21 protein-coding genes are annotated in these 14059 nt (G+C 55.6%); 8 read left to right on the top strand and 13 right to left on the bottom strand.

All coding sequences use genetic code 11. The features are described 5' to 3' along the window. Positions 1 to 128: 128 nt before the first annotated feature. Positions 129 to 278 (top strand): hypothetical protein, encoded by a 150-nt coding sequence (locus Q371_RS26975; RefSeq protein ID WP_157442659.1) that lies wholly within the window; start codon positions 129 to 131, stop codon positions 276 to 278. 496 nt (positions 279 to 774) lie between these two features. Here the strand turns inward: Q371_RS26975 and Q371_RS11350 are convergent, their stop codons facing one another. Beyond that, the gene (locus Q371_RS11350) at positions 775 to 1128 is read right to left on the bottom strand and encodes a hypothetical protein (RefSeq protein WP_034340514.1); all 354 of its coding nucleotides are present in this window, start codon (positions 1126 to 1128) and stop codon (positions 775 to 777) included. 126 nt (positions 1129 to 1254) lie between these two features. On the opposite strand from Q371_RS11350, the gene Q371_RS11345 reads away from it, so the two are divergent. Then, the gene (locus Q371_RS11345; RefSeq protein WP_157442657.1) at positions 1255 to 1674 is read left to right on the top strand and encodes a hypothetical protein; all 420 of its coding nucleotides are present in this window, start codon (positions 1255 to 1257) and stop codon (positions 1672 to 1674) included. Positions 1675 to 1718: 44 nt separating this feature from the next. Here Q371_RS11345 and Q371_RS11340 read toward each other — a convergent pair whose 3' ends face one another. Genes Q371_RS11340 through Q371_RS26970 form a run of 4 tightly spaced genes read right to left on the bottom strand, consistent with a single transcriptional unit; the run spans position 1719 to position 3368 of the window. Continuing rightward, positions 1719 to 2615, bottom strand: a complete 897-nt coding sequence (locus tag Q371_RS11340; protein WP_034340509.1) for a DUF3560 domain-containing protein — start codon at positions 2613 to 2615, stop codon at positions 1719 to 1721. Positions 2616 to 2617: 2 nt separating this feature from the next. Next, entirely contained in the window at positions 2618 to 2833 is a 216-nt protein-coding gene (locus Q371_RS11335) for a hypothetical protein (RefSeq protein ID WP_034340506.1), read from the bottom strand. Continuing rightward, positions 2830 to 3198, bottom strand: coding sequence for a hypothetical protein (locus Q371_RS11330; RefSeq protein ID WP_034340503.1), 369 nt, complete (start codon positions 3196 to 3198; stop codon positions 2830 to 2832). Before Q371_RS11330 ends, Q371_RS11335 begins: the two co-directional genes overlap by 4 nt. Further along, positions 3195 to 3368, bottom strand: a complete 174-nt coding sequence (locus Q371_RS26970) for a hypothetical protein (RefSeq protein ID WP_157442656.1) — start codon at positions 3366 to 3368, stop codon at positions 3195 to 3197. The genes Q371_RS11330 and Q371_RS26970 overlap by 4 nt, the downstream gene beginning before the upstream one ends. A gap of 241 nt (positions 3369 to 3609) precedes the next feature. On the opposite strand from Q371_RS26970, the gene Q371_RS11325 reads away from it, so the two are divergent. Then, entirely contained in the window at positions 3610 to 3789 is a 180-nt protein-coding gene (locus Q371_RS11325; protein WP_034340500.1) for a type II toxin-antitoxin system HicA family toxin, read from the top strand. A 44-nt stretch (positions 3790 to 3833) separates the two neighbouring features. After that, positions 3834 to 4310, top strand: a complete 477-nt coding sequence (locus Q371_RS11320; protein WP_157442655.1) for a type II toxin-antitoxin system HicB family antitoxin — start codon at positions 3834 to 3836, stop codon at positions 4308 to 4310. A gap of 100 nt (positions 4311 to 4410) precedes the next feature. On the opposite strand, the gene Q371_RS25665 is transcribed toward Q371_RS11320, so the two are convergent. From Q371_RS25665 to Q371_RS11305, 3 genes are all read right to left on the bottom strand, one after another. After that, positions 4411 to 5517, bottom strand: coding sequence for a DNA methyltransferase family protein (locus Q371_RS25665; RefSeq protein ID WP_051964136.1), 1107 nt, complete (start codon positions 5515 to 5517; stop codon positions 4411 to 4413). Between the two features lie 183 nt (positions 5518 to 5700). Further along, positions 5701 to 6051 carry a hypothetical protein gene (locus tag Q371_RS11310; RefSeq protein ID WP_034340495.1) on the bottom strand — a complete coding sequence of 117 codons (351 nt, stop codon included), beginning with the start codon at positions 6049 to 6051 and terminating at the stop codon, positions 5701 to 5703. Beyond that, on the bottom strand, positions 6051 to 6605 hold the full coding sequence (locus Q371_RS11305; RefSeq protein WP_034340493.1) for a ParA family protein: 555 nt from the start codon (positions 6603 to 6605) through the stop codon (positions 6051 to 6053). Before Q371_RS11305 ends, Q371_RS11310 begins: the two co-directional genes overlap by 1 nt. A 204-nt stretch (positions 6606 to 6809) precedes the next feature. On the opposite strand from Q371_RS11305, the gene Q371_RS11300 reads away from it, so the two are divergent. The 3 genes from Q371_RS11300 to Q371_RS11290 are packed head-to-tail and all read left to right on the top strand — an operon-like array spanning position 6810 to position 8277. Further along, positions 6810 to 6989 carry a hypothetical protein gene (locus tag Q371_RS11300; protein WP_034340491.1) on the top strand — a complete coding sequence of 60 codons (180 nt, stop codon included), beginning with the start codon at positions 6810 to 6812 and terminating at the stop codon, positions 6987 to 6989. Next, a complete protein-coding gene (locus Q371_RS11295) occupies positions 6986 to 7462 on the top strand; it encodes a hypothetical protein (protein WP_034340489.1) in 477 nt (158 codons plus the stop codon). Before Q371_RS11300 ends, Q371_RS11295 begins: the two co-directional genes overlap by 4 nt. Next, positions 7459 to 8277, top strand: coding sequence for a tRNA guanosine transglycosylase family protein (locus Q371_RS11290; protein ID WP_051964133.1), 819 nt, complete (start codon positions 7459 to 7461; stop codon positions 8275 to 8277). The genes Q371_RS11295 and Q371_RS11290 overlap by 4 nt, the downstream gene beginning before the upstream one ends. Here Q371_RS11290 and Q371_RS11285 read toward each other — a convergent pair whose 3' ends face one another. Then, complete coding sequence (locus Q371_RS11285) at positions 8278 to 8766, bottom strand: YfbU family protein (RefSeq protein WP_034340486.1); 489 nt, start codon at positions 8764 to 8766, stop codon at positions 8278 to 8280. It lies immediately after the preceding gene. 324 nt (positions 8767 to 9090) lie between these two features. Here Q371_RS11285 and Q371_RS11280 point away from each other — a divergent pair, with 324 nt between their 5' ends. After that, the gene (locus tag Q371_RS11280) at positions 9091 to 9342 is read left to right on the top strand and encodes a hypothetical protein (RefSeq protein WP_034340483.1); all 252 of its coding nucleotides are present in this window, start codon (positions 9091 to 9093) and stop codon (positions 9340 to 9342) included. Positions 9343 to 9451: 109 nt separating this feature from the next. Here the strand turns inward: Q371_RS11280 and Q371_RS25660 are convergent, their stop codons facing one another. The 4 genes from Q371_RS25660 to Q371_RS11260 all read right to left on the bottom strand — a co-directional run bounded on the left by Q371_RS25660 (position 9452) and on the right by Q371_RS11260 (position 13899). Continuing rightward, on the bottom strand, positions 9452 to 10801 hold the full coding sequence (locus Q371_RS25660; protein WP_051964131.1) for a 3'-5' exonuclease: 1350 nt from the start codon (positions 10799 to 10801) through the stop codon (positions 9452 to 9454). 69 nt (positions 10802 to 10870) lie between these two features. Continuing rightward, positions 10871 to 11173, bottom strand: a complete 303-nt coding sequence (locus tag Q371_RS11270) for a hypothetical protein (RefSeq protein ID WP_034340481.1) — start codon at positions 11171 to 11173, stop codon at positions 10871 to 10873. After that, on the bottom strand, positions 11170 to 12126 hold the full coding sequence (locus Q371_RS11265; RefSeq protein ID WP_034340478.1) for a hypothetical protein: 957 nt from the start codon (positions 12124 to 12126) through the stop codon (positions 11170 to 11172). Before Q371_RS11265 ends, Q371_RS11270 begins: the two co-directional genes overlap by 4 nt. A 390-nt stretch (positions 12127 to 12516) precedes the next feature. Next, on the bottom strand, positions 12517 to 13899 hold the full coding sequence (locus Q371_RS11260; RefSeq protein ID WP_034340475.1) for a replication initiator protein A: 1383 nt from the start codon (positions 13897 to 13899) through the stop codon (positions 12517 to 12519). Between the last annotated feature and the right edge of the window lie 160 nt (positions 13900 to 14059).

Below are 14059 nucleotides of genomic sequence, written 5' to 3'. Positions count from 1 at the left end.
TCCGCCCATCGTGTCTTTTTTACGTTCCACAAAGTCCAAATGAAGGTGTTTAACATACCGCAAACGTCAACAATCCGCCATCAGACAACGAAAACACTTTCCTTCAATCTTGCAGTACACTGCTCTACATGAATGTGCTGACTGGCGAATTAAAGAACTGGGCAAGAGATGACATGATCGAGCCCTTCGAGGAGCAACTGGTGCGCAATGCCCAGAGTTCCATGGGGATCAATCGTGGTCTGTTCAGTTTCAGATTTGCCTGTCGGTTGTGGGGGTGATGAACATGAACAATGCGTGCGCAAGGAAAAGACCAGTGCTTCCGACTTCCAATCATGAACACTGATCTTTTCTGGGGCGCTCTGGTGAAAGGCCCTGAGTTTTGAGTGCTGTGCCTGACTTCCGACGGTCGGGCGCAGCTTCCATCCGGCCATGGAGGTCCGAACTTGAGTCACAGTATACGCGTTTATGTCGTTTTTGGCATGTGGCTCTTTGTCAAGCCTTCCGAAGCTGGAAACGTGGTTCTGAAAGGAATACCCATGAGCAATCGTGTATTGCAGGTTCTTTTGGCTTCGCTTGTGCTGTTGGCTTTGGTGTTTGGGTGGTTTAAAGACCGAGATTTGTTTCAAAATCTGCTTTTGGCGATGGCCCCCATCGCATTTAATGCGTTGGTTCAGAATCAAGGTCCGTCAGGCAAGGGGGACTCCCAGAAGTCTTGATTGCTGGCATTGGTTTGCGAGTTGTGATTCAGCCCCCCGAACTCTCGGGGGGCTTTGCTTATTTGAGGATGTCTTCAAACCATTTGATTTCCTTTTGGTCGAGCAGGGCGCACTGGATGCCTTTGAGGAACCGATGGAGTTTCTCTGGATTCCCGAGGAGGTTTTCAGAGAGGGCTTCGGTGACTTCGGGTCCAGTGAAGAAGGGGCCTCTCTGGGTGATTTCGGTGCGTTTCTGGACGTCGAACCATTCGAGGTTTTTGGTGATGCGGGCTTCAATTTCGGGGATTTTGGCTTGGGTTTCTTTTGGAAGGTTCTGGAGCCCTGCTGGGCCTTTTTTGGCGTGCCGTTTGGTGAGGTAGCTTTTGAGTCCGTTGATGTCGCTGTAAAGCTGTTGGCTGTTCGTGTAGGTCATGTCTGTCCTCCCATGCAAATCATTATAGACTATTTTTAAAAAATGGTCTATACGTTGTCTACGCTGGTTTGGCGACAGATGAAAAACATCAGCAACTTTTGAGCACTTGACCCCATAATGAAAGGCATGGACCACACAAAAACAATTGAGACCACATTTTCAAACATCCCAGATGCAATAAGTGAAGGCAAAAGCATTGTTTTGAAAATGATGTGGGAGGCATTTGAGCCCTATGTTTTGTTCGCTGGAAACGGCCTCACAGCTTTTATCTGCGCCGTTCTCGCTTTTGCCTTGCTGCAGCGTTGCGCCACAGAATTGCATGACCGCAACGTCCCAGGCATCCTGCTTTCTGGCTTCGGCAGCCTCATCGCGATCTATTTCGCTTACACATCAGGGCTTTATGCCGTTGAGCACCCCTCGCTGTTGGGCTTCATGGTGATGGGTTTCATTGTCGTGACGATCTTCAAAATTGTCACCGACCCTTTCGGGTTCTTTGAACGTTTGGCCAGAGGTGCACTCCGGCAAGCCGTGCGAGACTCTTTTTAAAGCAACTCCAGAGAGGGCCAGAGTATCCCTCTGGCCCTCTTTTTTCATGCACTTTTGTCAGTGGGCTTGCAGACCTCCAGCACCTCTTCCCTGCCGATCTTGTAAGGGAAAACCATGTTGGGGTATTTGATGCTCAGCTTCTTCGGGCCCACCCCGGCCACTTCGCCCCAGCCAAGTTTGGTGCGCACAAGGTCACCTTTTTTGATGTCTGCGATCACCAGGCCACCCACGCTTTCAAGTCGGGCACGCTCGAAAGCGAGGCGCATCTCCAGATGGTCAACGATCCTCTGGTAGTACCGTTCGAAGTCCAGCACTTTTTTCTCAAAATCCACAGGTTTCCCGTCATCTTCAAAGGCATAAATCCTTTCCAGCCGGTCTCTGGTGCCGTCCCGCTCTCTTTTGGCTTTGCGGTGGTCGGCTTCAAGGCGCAGGATCCTGCGGTAAATCACCTGCGGGTTTTCTTTCTGGGATTGCCTTCTGGCTGCTGCGGCTGCGCGATCCTTCCAGTAGGACGCCCGGTCGCTTTCAGCCACGGCTTTACTCATGGCATTGTGGGCCCGGCGCTGGGCGGCCCGAGCGCTGCGTTCGCTGTGATGGCCGATCAGGATGGGTTGCCCCATGTAGAAACGGGCGGAATGCTGGTCGCTGGCCTTCTGGAACCTCTGGGCCCGACTGGAGGCATTCTGGGCGTATTGCTCGAAGCGTTCAATCCGGTCTGAGAAGAGGGATTCGTGGACCACAATGTCGAAATTGCCGCAGATTTCGAGCACCAGGTCTTCGGTGCGGGTGCTCCATTTGGTGACGAGCAGTTCTTGTTTCGGCCACCGTTTGAAGCCCATTTTGATGAAGCGCTGGTAGATTTCGGGCTCCATCCATGTGCTGAGGTCCACCCTTAAGGTGTCATCGTCGAGGTTGTAGAAGGCTTCTGGTTGGTGGGTCATGGTCACTTGTCTCCTTTCAGAAAGCTGTTGTGGAAGGCTTCACTGTGGCCGAAGCCGAACCAGCATCCATTGCATCGCTCGTCGCTTCGGCCTTTGAAGCGGGGGGTGTGGTCTTGCAGGTTGAGGACTTTGATTTCATGGCCGTTTTCGGTGGTGCGGTAGAAGTGACGGAATTTGCCGTCACGGTTTTCGCGGAATTTGGGGGTGAAAGTGCTCATAGGGCCATCCAGACTTCTGTGATTTGTCCGTCGATGAGGTGGGCTCCGATCAGGCAACCGCTTTGTTGGGCTTTCAGCATGAGGTCTTGTGCATCGGGTTGGGTTTCGGTGGCCACCGGGAAGGTGAGCCAGTCCTGATCGATTTTCAGGGTGATGTGGGTGCCGTCTGGCTTTGCCCCCTGTTCTTTCTGGGTGTACCCCCACTGTGTGGGGATGATCAGTTGCCCAGTTTTGATGTCGTTGTCTTTGCAGTGCTGGTGCAGTTTGCGTTCTGCGTAAGCGGTGGCCCGTTGCCGGTTCATGCCGATCCTGTAGCCTTCAATCACCCAGTGGAGGTACACAGTGCCCAGAGAAAGGGAGGTCATGCGACCACCCCTTTTTCGGGCTTCTGGATGCCGAGCTTGGCCACGGCTTGCCATGCTTCTTGCAAGGCCACTTCTTCGTTTGCGCCGGTGAGGATGGCGAATTCGTACACGGTGTCGAAGGTGAAGGTGACGTCTTGTTCGATGGTCTGGGGTTGCTGGGTGTTTGGCATGTTGGTCTCCTTTGGGGTTGGGTGTCGCGCGTTTGCTTCCCGGCTGGGCGCGTCCTGATGTCATTTATTGTATATCAGATAGATATACTTGTCAACGCTTAAACCGCTCTGGGAGGACAAAAATCCTAATTGTTAAACAGAAAACAGCAAACATCTAACTGAGTACAAAAAGGGCAATGTTATCAAATTTGGTATTGACAGATGTTATCAAATTTGATAACATGAATACATAAGGAGGTGCATGAAATACCGCCAAATTCGGAAGCTCTTTAAGAAGGCAGGGTGGAAGCCCATCAGACAAGAAGGCAGCCACGAACAGTGGAGCAAAGATGGACAACTCGAAACCATCGCAGGACACGACGGGGACGACATCGACAAAGGACTGCTCAACAAGTACCTGAAACGACTCGGACTCAAATGACCAGAGGGGGCTTTGCCCCCTCCCCCACCCTTCCCAAGAGCCTCATGCACCTCCAGAAAGGACCAGACATGCCTTACCTCGCAGTCATCGCACACGAAACATCCTGGAACGGCTTCCTCGTAGACATCCAGGTGAGCGCCACCGCACAAACCCGAGAAGATCTCAAAGAACGCCTTGAACAAGGCCTGACCCTGCACCTCGACACCCTCCAGAAGCTCGGGCAACCCATCCCCGAGGCCAAAACCAAAACCCTTGAAGACATCGATGCCGAAGAACTTGAGGACTTCAACAACCCCGAAGCCCTCTGGATTGAACCAGCACCCATGAACCCCATCAGCGAACTCATCAAGGCAGCGCTGGCTGAATCTGGCATGTCTGAACGGGAAGTGGCGCGCCGCATGGGCACGGCTCCCGCCGCCATCAACCGCATGAAAAACCCCTTCTACTTCGGCCACAGCCTGCAAACCCTCAACAAGCTCGCCGAGGTGCTCGGCAAAAAATGGCAGCACCAACTGGTTTAAACCACGCACCAAAGGAAGGCCGGGAATCCCGGCCTTTTTCATGTTCACTTGCTGAAAAGGGACGGCTTCAAAGCCGTCCTTCTCAACACGCTGGGGGGTTCTACATGGCCTGCTTGGTGATCACCACCATGCGGGTGCGGGTGCCGGTGGCCCGGAAAGCTTCTGGACCAGAGAAACTGTTTTCGGGGTTCTGGTGGATGGTGGCATCCACGTGCTGCAGCCAGTCCCTGAACTGCTGGCTTTTGCGGTCGCTGCGGAAGAACGGACCTTCGCACATGATGCTGACCAGCCGGCCTCCTGCTTTGAGCAGGCTGTAAGCGTGCTGCACATGGTCGATGTCTGCACCTTTTTCGAAAGGTGGATTCATGACCACCCGGTCAAAACACTCACCGGTCAGGTCCAGGAAGTCCCCTTGGTGCACCGTAAAGCCTTTCAGGGTGAGCAGTTCTGCAAGGGTGCTGTTGATTTCCACGGCGTGCAGTTGCGCTGCAGGCTCAGCCTGCTGGATGGCTTCAAGGATGTCTCCTTTGCCTGCGGAGGGCTCCAGCACCACATGGCCGCTCTGGATGCTGGCGTATTGCAGCATTTCGTTGATGAGGGGTCTGGGGGTGGGGAAAAATCCGGGGATTTTGGTGCCGATCAGGTTGCTTTCGATTTGCTGGATGCGCTTGATGGTGGGGTCCGCTGGGGTGTCAAAGGTGGCCACCCAAGTGCAGGCATCGATCATGTCTTGCAGACAGGAAAACCCGAGGCTTTTGAGGGTTTTTTCAGTCTGGATGCTGTAGATGTATTCGATGTTGTAGCCGGTGCTGTTGAGGTACCCGGACCACCTGAGGAGGTCTTTGACCTGGCTGGCGCGGGTGATTTTGCTGAGGGTGCTGGGCAGTTGGTTCTGGCGGGCCACTTCTGCCATTTTCTGGAGGATGGCTTGCACTTGTTTCATGTGGTCGTGCTCGGCTTGTTTTTGGGCCCGGAAGTCTGCGCGCCTGCGGGTGAGGTTGCAGCCTGCGAATGCAGGAATGCTGAGGCGCACGATGGTGGCGTCAAGACCTCTGGCTGCCCGTTCGAGTTTTTCGGCGTGCTTTTCGCTGGGTGTGGGTTTGATTTTCCCTGCTGCTGGGGGGGTGGGTTCAGGGTCGGTGGGGTACAGGGGGATGTTTTGGGGTTCGGTTGCTTGCAGGGGGTTGAGGGTGTTAATGTGATTCATGGTCCTTCTCCTTCAGGGGGTTGGATTGGGTGTGACGAGCGCGTTTGCTTCCCGGCTGGGCGCTCGTTTTCCTTGATTTAATTGTATATCAGATTGATGTACTTGTCAGCCCCCTCTGGCTCCCAGAGCCAAAAAAACAGACCCGCGCAATGCAGGTCTGATGTTTAACAACTAACAGCTAACTCAACGGTGGCCACGCCTGCTCTTGCGCTTCTTCCGCAAATGGGAAGGCGCAACCCAGTTCTCTGGAGGCATGCCATACCGGGCATTCACCAGCTCCTCGAGCATCAAGGTCAAGGTGATGCCTTGCTGCTCGGCATGGTAAGCCAGCCATTGTTTTTGCCGTTCACTCACCCGGTAACCCAAAAGTTCAGTGAGCACTGGTGATGAAGCAGAGGCCTCGGTGGGCTTGATGGCGGGAAGCTCTGGGGCCTTGAGGGCCTTCCAGTTTTCAGAGGTTTTTTCGGTTTGTTGCATCACCTGCTGGCGTCTTTCCTCCAGCAGTTCTTCAGTGGTTTTCTTTTTCGCAGCCATCAGGAGTTCACCCACAAGCAGGTGGGCATGTAGCAGTCCACCGAATCAATGGAAATTCCGGCAGCGCGCACCGATCTGAAAACGGCAGGCTTGTAACCGATCTGGCCGATCAAATCCCATTTGAAAGTGTCTTTGATCAAAGAAGGAGCAATTTTGGAATCCCGATCGTTCCCGAGGAAATTCAGGAGGATGCCCACTTTGACCCTCGGAAACACCGAAAAAATGCCGTGCAGGTTGCGGGCCAGTGCGTAATCTTCAGCGGTGGGCTGCACCGGGATGATCACATGGGTCATGGCCGCCGCATAATGCTGGGCGTACTTCTGCACCAGCTCTGCGCTTGGAGGCAAATCCACAATCACATTCATGCCCTCTGGCAGGGTGTCTTGCAGGCCAATCACTGGGCTTTTGAGGTTGCTGAAATACTGGGTGGATTGTTTGGGGTCAAGGTCCACGATCACCCCTTGCAGCAGGTAGGCCAGGTGCACGGTAGTGGTGGTTTTGCCCACGCCGCCTTTCCCTGATGCCACCATCACAAATTTCTGGTTGGTTGCCATTTTTCGATCATAGCAGATTGTGTGAATTTAAACATTTTCTGTTTTCTGTTAGCTGTTAAACGATTTTATTTTACAGTTTCCCACAAGGGCTTTTTCGCGTTTTCACCTGTTGACAAGTATATCTATCCGATATACAATAAATGACATCAGGACGCGCCCAGCCGGGAAGCAAACGCGCGACACCCAACCCCAAAGGAGACCAACATGACCCACTTTGAAACCACCGAATGCACTTACTGCCAAGGCCACGGAACCCTCTTCAAAACAAGCCGCTCATACTCTAACGGGCAAGTTTACCCCGAGATCGACGAAGTGACCTGCCCCGAATGCGAAGGCACCGGAAACATCGAAATCGAAGTGGAAACCGATGGGGTAGCCGCATGAACCCAGACTTCGCTGCCATCGAAGAAGCCCTCGGCTTTCCCCTTTTCAACAACACCAAAGACCAATTTTTCCTGTTTGAAATCGGAGATCACGAAATTGGCATGCCCAGCCGCGCACTCTCCGCCCCCTACACCCTCACCGGCTGGCAGATCCTCACCAACAACGTCCCCTTCTTCGTGCTCTGGGCGCAAGGCAACCACCGCACCGTAGAAGAGTGCATCGAAGCCATCCACACCGGCCTGAACGTCCACACCCCCGAGGAGCTCAAAGCCGCTCTGGAATTCGAGCAACGTGGACTGCGCATCATCGCCAACCTGCAAGGTCCAGAAGGCCACATGGACCTGCTTTGCCTCGGGAATGGCCAGTGGCACGCCATGCTCCACGACGAATTCGACCCTGAACCCCGACTGTTCCAGAGTGCCGAGGAGGTGCTGGAATGCTACCAGCAGGCTTTCGAGCAGGGGGAAGCATGAAGTTCATTCCGGTCACCACCTTTGGGGGCCGCTTCCCCATCGATGACCTGGTGCGCCCCCACCTGCCTGCTCTGGTGGACACCGTGATGGTGTCCCACCAGTCCGCTTTGCAACTCCCACCCGGCAAGCCACCCGTGAAACTGATGATCGACAGTGGCGGCTTCGCCAGTCGGCACGAAAGCACCCGGCTCCACCCCCGAGGGGACCATGCCAGCATGACCGTGAAAGGGGAGACCCTCACCCCTCAAGGGGTGCTGGCCCTGCAGGAACGGCACGCCAGCACTGCTTTCACGCTGGATTTCATGGTGCTGCCCGAGCAGGACTGGCAGGAGCAGAAGCGCCGGTACCACTACACAATCCTGAATGCCCTGTGGGCAATCAAAAACCGCAAGCAGAAAACCATGCGGCTTTACGCCAGCCTGCAAACCCTGTGCCCGGAAACCGCAAAAGAAGCCGTTCGCATCTACCGAGATGCCGGGTTCGACGGGGTGGGGGTGGGTGCTCTGGTCCCGAAAGCCAGAGACCTCAGGGCGGTCCAGCAGGTGCTGGAAACGGTGCTGGAGGAAAGCGGACCCATGCACGTGCATGCCTTTGGCCTCGGGACCCCTGAACTGATCCACCTCATGCAAGACCTCGGGGTGCACTCCAGCGATTCAAGCAGTTACGTGCAGTGGGCCGCTTACGGTTGGAACTGGCAGGGGCGGGTCCAGCAAGGCCCCATGACCCAGCAATCCAGAGCAGCTCTGGCTGTGCAGAACCTCCGGGAGTTGCTGAGCATTACTGATTTTGATTACTGCACACGTGGAGCTGCATAATCACTGGGAGTCTAGAAGCTCCAAAATTTTCTCAGCGCTCATTTGGTGAGGTTGCCCCCAACTCCGCCAGCGCTCCAGCATTTTCTGATAGGAAGGAAACGTGTAGGGGTTGTGACTGTTCAACACGCCTTTAATATACTCATATTCTTTGGTGTCATCGATCAGGTGCTTGATGTAGGAGTGCTGGGCAAAGTGATCGTTGCCTGCAAAACCCTGGAATTTCACTTTTTCTTCTGGGATGGGAAACCCGAGGTTTTCGTTCGAGCGCTGCATCACGGCCACCATGTCCAGAATGGCTCGAACTTCTTCGCATCCATGCCGATCGAGCCCTTCGTAGAGCCCATCGCTCAATTCGTCTATTTCGAGTTCAAAGCCGTTTTCCAGAACTTTGATGTTCTCCTGATACTGCTCTGCCTGCAGGGGGTAAAGGGCTTTGAGGATGCGCATTTGCTGAATCATTTTGAACCGTTCAAACTTGCTGTATTTCATGGGTGCCTCCATTGGATTGAGCCCTTTCATTTTAAAGCCCTCGGAGGGGTTTGTCCTCTGCAACTTGGGAGGGGTCTACGATAGTGCGCTTTATCGTAGGAATCAGCAGTTATCTGTTAGTTGTTAAACGTTTAACGATGAAATCCATTGCGCCAAGTCAAAAGCAAGCCCCCTCAAAACCCTTTTGAGTATTCTGATACCTTCCGCACCCCGAAACCCCTTAAAACGCATTACAGCGCAAAGTCAATTTGAAGAAACTCCAAAAAAGCCCTGATCCCTAGACCAACCCACCCCAGCACCCCTCACCCATGAAAAACTGAAACCATGAAAGACCAACTGGTCCACGGCAAGTGCTGCACCTGCCAGCACCCCTTCGACTTTGACTGGCCAGACCTCGGGTTGGCCTACGCCTGCCCCAACTGCCACCGCATCCACCACCAAGTCATGATCGAGCTTTTCGAGGAACCCCTGTTCCTCCTCGGGGAAGCCACCCCAGATTTCCGCACCTGGCAACCCGAGATCCGGTTCATTGACGGGCAACCCACTGAAATCCCCTTCCAGAGAAACCTGAACTGAAAACCCCCCTCTGCGTGCTGCAAGGGGGCTTTCAGTTCCGTCAAACAGCAGATGTTATCTGTTTAACAACAAACATCTGCTGTTAAATGTGTAAACTGCATTGCTGCGGTCATTCCTCTTCTTCGGGTTCAGGGGACCAGTCCAGAGAGAACCCCCACTCTCCGATCACCTGCCGGCACTCACCGAGCTCACCCGGCTGGCAGGCCCGGGCTTTCTCCACTGCCCCGGTCCACCACGCCTGCACCGCCTCAAAAGGCAGATCTGGGAGTTTCTTGTGCATCTCCCAGAAGCAAGGCAGCAAACGGCTCACTGGCCACCACAACACCCGGCCCACCACGGCACCCTTTCGGGTGATCTCCAGCCATGCCGATGATGCCCTGCCCCAGTGCCCGAGCCCTGCCGCTTCCACCTCAGCGGCAGTCGGCCACGTCAAAAAAGGCTCCACGGGCAGACCGTCCCGCTCTCTGGCCCCATGCTCCAGCAGGTCATTCAAAAGCTCCAAGGACGACAGGGCGTCCGCTTTGGCCTGGTGCCTGGGCCTCAAGGTGGGCAACTTTCCGAGGGTGATCGCTGCACGCCAGCAGGCCTCGTCGAGCTTCAACCACCAGAACCCATCAAAGTACCCCCGGTGTTCCTTCACGAACCCCAGCCGTGATGAGGCCAGCAGCATCAAACACACCCAGGAGTTCCGGCCCTCCCACTCCAGAAGGGTGGGTTTCGGCCAGCAGGGACTCGGGTCGAGCCTCAGGGAGTAATACAGCCGCTCCCGATCAAAGTCCGCATTGAACGCCAGCAGGGTCTTGTCTCGCAAGAGGGGCTCAACGAGGTGCCACACCTCCGCGAATGACGGTTTGCCTTCCAGGTCCTCCATCCGGATCCCGTGCACCCTGAAAGCACCCTCCTCGATCTCATCCCGGATGGGCCTGAGGAGCTGGTCGTACAGCACATTCCCGTACCCATCAACGATGCTCAGGCTGATCACCTCGCCTTGCAGACCGGTGGTTTCGGTGTCCAGAATCCGCCAGGTGTCCCGAGGGTGACGCTCAAGGAAAGTCAGCACGTTCTGCAGGGCTTCCTGTTGGGCTTCTTTCAAATGGCGTTCGAAATCCTCAGCCATCTGCGCCTGCCGGGCTTCCTCTCTGGCCTGCAGGTGAGCCCACTCTTTTTCGTATGCCCGACGTTCATTTTCCGCCCGGGTCTCCTGGGCCCTCAGGATTCCGGCTTTCTGGGCTTCGGTGAGGGGTTTTTTGGGAACGGCTTCGCTGCGCCGGTACAGCAGGGCAGTGTCCCGGCTTGGCCCGTATGTCACGGTGGCCACATGCTGCTGGTTCGGGGCGGGCTTCAGGCCCTCCCGTCTCAGGGTGGTTTTGGTGACCAGTCCTTCCGGCACCTCCGCCCAACGGCGGTAATGGGGCCTTTCTTTCACAGGCTCAGGGGTTTTCAAAGCATGCTCAACCATAACCCATTCTACCAAAAAACCCTCTCTGAAACACGTTTTTCGGGCGTCAAGGGGTGTCGCCTAAGGCTTTCAGCAACCCCCACCAGAGCAGTTGCCGGGAGGCCCCAGCAGGGTTGTCAGGGCCAGAGCGGACAGCCCCAACAGCCACAGCTTCACCCACACCGGGTTTCTCTGGACGTTCATCAGCACCCACTTCCGGTGCCTGAGCAGTTGCCGGGTGGCCTCGGAACTTGGGCGTGAACGGTCGGAATGCAGGAGACGGCCAGCAAGGACAGGATCAAAAGGTGTTTCGTGAATCGGCGCATGCCTCCAGCATAAATCCTCAAAGGGCTTCATGGGCGAAAAAGACCCGAAAATCCGTAACACTTTCATGAAAGCGCCGCCTTCACCCCTCCAGAGCGCTTCAGGCCCTTCAGGAACTTCGCGGTCAGGGGGTCCGCACTCAGGGCTTCCTGAATCACCCGCTCGATGTCCAAGGGTGTTTCTGGTGCTGGTGCAGGCTCCGGTGAAGGCAGGGAAGGCTCTGGAGTGCCTGCAAGAACAATCATGAAATTCCCGGGGGTCAGGGCGGAGAGCTGAACCTGCTCGTGGTACTCACCGTCCTGGTCCCAGCCGGTCAAAGTCAGGTGATCACCATGGTGGGCAGTGAGGGTGTACTGCGCGCCCCGGTAACGCACGGTCATGCCTTCCAGCAGGGTGTCGCCGATGACTTCACGCCACTCGGCATCCTCCAGGAGTTTCTGGGTTTTGCGCTGCGCTTCAAGCGCTTGCGTTTGCTGTTCGATGGCCTGCAGGTCCTGCTCTTCGCGCACCCCTGCAGGGAATTGCAGGCGTTCCCCGAGTTTGGTCTGGGAGACGAAAAGCCCAGTGGCGTTGATGACCCTCTGGAAGCTGGGGGCTGCAGCAATGTCCTGCAGAAGCCCAGTCAGGAAGTCGAGGGGGTTGCCGTGGCGGATCAGGGCGGCGTACACCTGGCTGAGGCGCACCCCGGATTTCTGGGAGAGGTCCCGGAGGCGGTCGCGGTCCTCCTGGGGGATGCTTTCCGTATGTTGGTATGTACGGTTTTTGTTTTTCTCTCTTACAGAAACAAAGAAATCTTTTGATTCTTCCAAATTGCTTACATCAGCACATACGGAAAGCACCGGCTGGGCTCCTTTGATGACGTTGCGGACGGTGCGCCCGAGCATGCAGGGCAGCTCTTCGTATTTGTCGAGGGGCCTGAGGTCGCAGGCAAGCATGGCCATGCTGAGGCCCGCCAGCTCGTAGGCATTGGTGCAGGTCCTGAGCAGTTGCTTCCGCTCGGCAAAACTGATGGTGATGGTCATTGTTTCCTGCTCTGGCTGAATTTGAATGTGCATGATAACCATAGCCTTTCAATGTGCAACACGCCTTAATTCAGGCAATGAGGCACCGCCCAGCGCTTGCGCTGGTGAGACTTTTTCGGCTATGATGGATTCCAAGTTCTGAGGTTTGGGATCCATCAAACCAATTTGTTTGTCCGTTCCCCCTGGGTGTCCCCACACCCAGGGGTCCTTTTTGCGTTTTCCCGGCTCGCCAGCCGTCCTTGGGAATGATTATTCCACGCTTGTGGCGTTTTGTGCAGCCCTCCCAGAGTGGGGGAGGGGTGGTCTTTTGGGAGGGGTTCAGGTGGTGTCATGCATGTGGCACGGCTCCTTAATGCTCAAAAGTGGCTGGTTTGGGTTTGCGGAAAACACTCAGTCGTTCTGGTTTTCGTTCAATTGGGCTTTGAGGTCTTGGATGAATTGACTGAGGGTGAGCCTGCCGGTGGCCAGAGTCACCTGGTCTTTGAGTTCTGCTGCTTGGATGCGTCCGGAGAGGCAGGCCTGTTCGAGCAGTTTCAGTTCGTCTTTGCTGAGGTGCTTTTTGAGGAGCAGGTTCAGGGCGGGTTTGGCTTCCTGGTACTGCTCTGCAGGGGTGAGGGTTTTGAGTTGTGCTTGCTGGGCTTCGAATTCTTTGTGGGCCTGCTGTTCGGCCTGTTCGACGTGCAGGCGTGCAATTTCAGTGAGGGCCACGGTGGTCACGCTCTGGGTGCTGGGCAGCACGTAACGATCGGGGTTTTTGAGGATGTCCACGATCAGTCCGGTCATGCTGCGGACCTGGTAGCCGGCTTCTTTGCGGTGCCGGGCGTAGGCCACTGCGGGTTCAATGCGGTCTTCGTGCACTTTGACCATTTCGGTGGCGGCACCCCGAGCGAAGCCAGCCCCGATGAGCATTTCCACCAGTGCCGGATCCGGGGCGTTGTCGTTCTGGAACCGGTAGGTGAGGGTTTGCTTTTTGCCGCGCCCTTCGAGCAGCACTTCTTGCAGGTAGCCTGCTGCAATGAGTTCTTCGTGGGCGGGGGTGAGGGTGCGCCGGATGATTTCTGGCCGGTCGCTGCTGATCCCGCAGGCGTGACGCCAGTCGTCGAGGTTCACGATGAGTTCAAGGGTGCGCACGCCTCCGGTGGTGCGGTGGGCCTCCAGAAGGCGGTACAGGGCCCTTGCGGGGGGTTGCTCCAGTTGGTGCAGCAGTTTGCCATCAAGCACGTGGGTGAACCGGGCCCGGATGCTTTCGGCGAGTTGCTCGCCGAGTTTGATGCTGAGGGTGGAGCTCTGGTCCAGCCCGGGCAGTTCGGTTTGTTCGTCTTTGCCGAGGTATTTGATGCGGTCGATGTAGCGCATGGTGTCTGTGCCCCATTTGCGCTGGTTGTTTTTGTCGTACCAGCCTTCTGAGACGAAGAAGCTGGTGGTGTAGAGGCGCACGAGGGATTCTTTGATGCGCTGGTAACTGCCGCCTTTTTTCTGCAGGCCTGCGAGGTCCACGAGTTCGTAGGCGGTGGTGTGCACCCAGCCGTGGTCTGGGCATCCTGCCCGCACGTAAAGGGTCTGGATGGCCAGCACAATGTCGGAGTCAATGCCATGGGGCCGTCCATCGGGTGCGACGCATTCCACGCGGTATGGGCGTCGGTCAATTTCGAAGGCGGTTTTCCATCGGGTGACACTGGTGTCCACCCGGGATTGGATGCTGATGATGCCCAGCCTGGCGATGTTGATTTCGTCACGGCGTTCAGCAGGAATTTTGTTCTGGCTTTTGGGCATGCTCCTCCAGGGTGATGTTGTTTTTTTTATTTAAATACTAAAAGAAAACAACATCAGTGTAACGATTTTTCTTTCGTTCCAGACGCATTTAGGGGGTGAAAACCACACAAAAAGGTCTCTGTTTGAGGGGGTGAATCACACAAAAAGGTCTCTGTTCTGG

This window comes from Deinococcus misasensis DSM 22328, from assembly GCF_000745915.1.
GTDB classification, from domain to species: domain Bacteria; phylum Deinococcota; class Deinococci; order Deinococcales; family Deinococcaceae; genus Deinococcus_C; species Deinococcus_C misasensis.
Note: the sequence above shows the minus strand (reverse complement) of the source record. Positions and strands in the feature narration are given on the sequence as shown.

What these genes read in the sequence shown, in the direction of transcription:
- Q371_RS11265 (WP_034340478.1), bottom strand. Translation starts at nt 12,126, where the DNA reads ATGACCATCACCATCAGTTTTGCCGAGCGGAAGCAACTGCTCAGGACC.
- Q371_RS11310 (WP_034340495.1), bottom strand. Translation starts at nt 6,051, where the DNA reads ATGGCTGCGAAAAAGAAAACCACTGAAGAACTGCTGGAGGAAAGACGC.
- Q371_RS11325 (WP_034340500.1), top strand. Translation starts at nt 3,610, where the DNA reads ATGAAATACCGCCAAATTCGGAAGCTCTTTAAGAAGGCAGGGTGGAAG.
- Q371_RS11280 (WP_034340483.1), top strand. Translation starts at nt 9,091, where the DNA reads ATGAAAGACCAACTGGTCCACGGCAAGTGCTGCACCTGCCAGCACCCC.
- Q371_RS26970 (WP_157442656.1), bottom strand. Translation starts at nt 3,368, where the DNA reads ATGCCAAACACCCAGCAACCCCAGACCATCGAACAAGACGTCACCTTC.
- Q371_RS11335 (WP_034340506.1), bottom strand. Translation starts at nt 2,833, where the DNA reads ATGAGCACTTTCACCCCCAAATTCCGCGAAAACCGTGACGGCAAATTC.
- Q371_RS11290 (WP_051964133.1), top strand. Translation starts at nt 7,459, where the DNA reads ATGAAGTTCATTCCGGTCACCACCTTTGGGGGCCGCTTCCCCATCGAT.
- Q371_RS11270 (WP_034340481.1), bottom strand. Translation starts at nt 11,173, where the DNA reads ATGAAAGTGTTACGGATTTTCGGGTCTTTTTCGCCCATGAAGCCCTTT.
- Q371_RS11305 (WP_034340493.1), bottom strand. Translation starts at nt 6,605, where the DNA reads ATGGCAACCAACCAGAAATTTGTGATGGTGGCATCAGGGAAAGGCGGC.
- Q371_RS11295 (WP_034340489.1), top strand. Translation starts at nt 6,986, where the DNA reads ATGAACCCAGACTTCGCTGCCATCGAAGAAGCCCTCGGCTTTCCCCTT.
- Q371_RS11285 (WP_034340486.1), bottom strand. Translation starts at nt 8,766, where the DNA reads ATGAAATACAGCAAGTTTGAACGGTTCAAAATGATTCAGCAAATGCGC.
- Q371_RS11330 (WP_034340503.1), bottom strand. Translation starts at nt 3,198, where the DNA reads ATGACCTCCCTTTCTCTGGGCACTGTGTACCTCCACTGGGTGATTGAA.
- Q371_RS25660 (WP_051964131.1), bottom strand. Translation starts at nt 10,801, where the DNA reads ATGGTTGAGCATGCTTTGAAAACCCCTGAGCCTGTGAAAGAAAGGCCC.
- Q371_RS11340 (WP_034340509.1), bottom strand. Translation starts at nt 2,615, where the DNA reads ATGACCCACCAACCAGAAGCCTTCTACAACCTCGACGATGACACCTTA.
- Q371_RS25665 (WP_051964136.1), bottom strand. Translation starts at nt 5,517, where the DNA reads ATGAATCACATTAACACCCTCAACCCCCTGCAAGCAACCGAACCCCAA.
- Q371_RS11320 (WP_157442655.1), top strand. Translation starts at nt 3,834, where the DNA reads ATGCACCTCCAGAAAGGACCAGACATGCCTTACCTCGCAGTCATCGCA.
- Q371_RS26975 (WP_157442659.1), top strand. Translation starts at nt 129, where the DNA reads ATGAATGTGCTGACTGGCGAATTAAAGAACTGGGCAAGAGATGACATG.
- Q371_RS11345 (WP_157442657.1), top strand. Translation starts at nt 1,255, where the DNA reads ATGGACCACACAAAAACAATTGAGACCACATTTTCAAACATCCCAGAT.
- Q371_RS11350 (WP_034340514.1), bottom strand. Translation starts at nt 1,128, where the DNA reads ATGACCTACACGAACAGCCAACAGCTTTACAGCGACATCAACGGACTC.
- Q371_RS11300 (WP_034340491.1), top strand. Translation starts at nt 6,810, where the DNA reads ATGACCCACTTTGAAACCACCGAATGCACTTACTGCCAAGGCCACGGA.
- Q371_RS11260 (WP_034340475.1), bottom strand. Translation starts at nt 13,899, where the DNA reads ATGCCCAAAAGCCAGAACAAAATTCCTGCTGAACGCCGTGACGAAATC.